Here is a 1,664-nt window from a genome sequence, read left to right on the forward strand (position 1 = left end):
TGAGGTCCATGCCGAACAGGCGGCAGAGAAGGCGACGAAGGTCGCGTCGTTCGAGCGGCGCAAACCCGTGAAGAAACCGTTTCCCGACCATCTGCCGCGCGAACGGGTCGTGGTCGAGGCACCGGCGAACTGCACCTGCTGCGGTTCGGATCGCATTGTGAAAATGGGTGAGGATGTCACTGACACGTTGGCGGTTATCCCCCGGCAGTGGAAGGTGGTTCAGACCGTCCGCGAGAAGTTCACGTGCCGCGACTGCGAGAAGATCGCGCAAGCCCCGGCGCCCTTCCACCCGGTTCCCCGCGGCTGGGCGGGACCGAGCCTGCTGGCTATGATCGTGTGCGAAAAATACAGCCAGCATCAACCATTGAACCGTCAGGCGGAACGCTATGCCCGAGAAGGCGTGGAACTGAGCCTGTCCACGCTCGCCGATCAGGTCGGCGCGGTGACCGAGTCGCTGAAACCGCTGCAGGCGCTGATCGAGGCGCATGTGATGGCCGCCGAACGGTTGCATGGCGACGATACGACGGTTCCGCTGCTGGCCCGCGGCGGGACGAAAACGGCGCGGCTCTGGACCTACGTCCGCGATGACCGCCCGTTTGCCGGAACCGCCCCGCCGGCCGTGGTCTTCAAGTTCTCCCGCGACCGGGGCGGGGAACATCCTACAGGACATCTCACGGGCTGGCAGGGCATTCTCCAGGCCGACGCTTATGCCGGGTACAACCAACTCTACCAGGCGATCGTATGCCAGGCCCGGTTCTGCCCGCGCTGTGTTGGAGCCATGCCCGCCGCAAGTTCTTCGAACTGGCCGATGTCGAGGGGAACATCCGCAAGGGCAAGTCGTCCAAGGATATCTCGCCCATCGCCTTCGAGGCCGTGAAGCGGATCGATGCCCTGTTCGATATCGAACGCGATATCAACGGCCTCGATCCCGCCGGCCGGCTTGAGGCGCGCCGACGCCTGTCGGTACCACTCGTCGAAAACCTGGAACGCTGGCTGCGAGGCGAGAGAGCGAAGCTTTCAAAACACGCGAAGGTCGCCAAAGCAAGTGACTACCTGCTGTCAGCGAACCACTGGCCGGGCTTCACCCGGTTCCTCGAGGATGGCCAGGTCTGCCTGACGAACAACGCCGCCGAAAGATCGCTGCGCGGTGTGGCCCTTGGCAGAAAGTCCTGGCTCTTTGCCGGATCAGAGCGAGGCGGGCAACGCGCAGCCGCCATGTACACGCTGATCGGCACGGCCAAGTTGAACGACGTCGACCCGCAAGCCTGGCTCGCCGACGTCATCGCACGCATCTCAGATATGCCCGTCTCACGGCTGCCGGAGTTGCTCCCATGGAATTGGCAGACACCAGCAACCCGAGCGGCCGAGGCCGCCTGATGGGCCGGGTCATCAATGTCCACACCATCGACGAGGTCGCCAAAAGGATCGGCGAGAACCTCGAACTCATCGAGCTTGTCAGCGCCAATACCGACAACATCGACTATGGCGAGATGATCTGGGTCGACGACGGAACCGAGGAGGGCATCACGACCTTCACGGACCGCGGCATCGAATGCCTGCAGGAATTCCTCGCTGACGTCCGAACATGGGATGGCGGGATCCGCGAGTTCCTCTGCGACGAGCAATGTGACGCCGACCTCATCGAACGCATCATGGCCGACGAG

General features: G+C 63.4%; 1 protein-coding gene and 1 pseudogene. Both read left to right on the forward strand.

The features are described 5' to 3' along the window. Positions 1-1,377: pseudogene (gene tnpC, locus AB0T83_RS20170) on the forward strand (IS66 family transposase); the annotation flags it as partial. Further along, on the forward strand, positions 1,332-1,664 hold a 333-nt coding region (locus tag AB0T83_RS20175), incomplete at its 3' end, for a hypothetical protein (protein WP_366194988.1). The pseudogene tnpC and the gene AB0T83_RS20175, both read left to right, overlap by 46 nt.

The organism is Meridianimarinicoccus marinus (assembly GCF_040689105.1).
In the GTDB taxonomy this organism is placed as follows: domain Bacteria; phylum Pseudomonadota; class Alphaproteobacteria; order Rhodobacterales; family Rhodobacteraceae; genus Meridianimarinicoccus; species Meridianimarinicoccus marinus.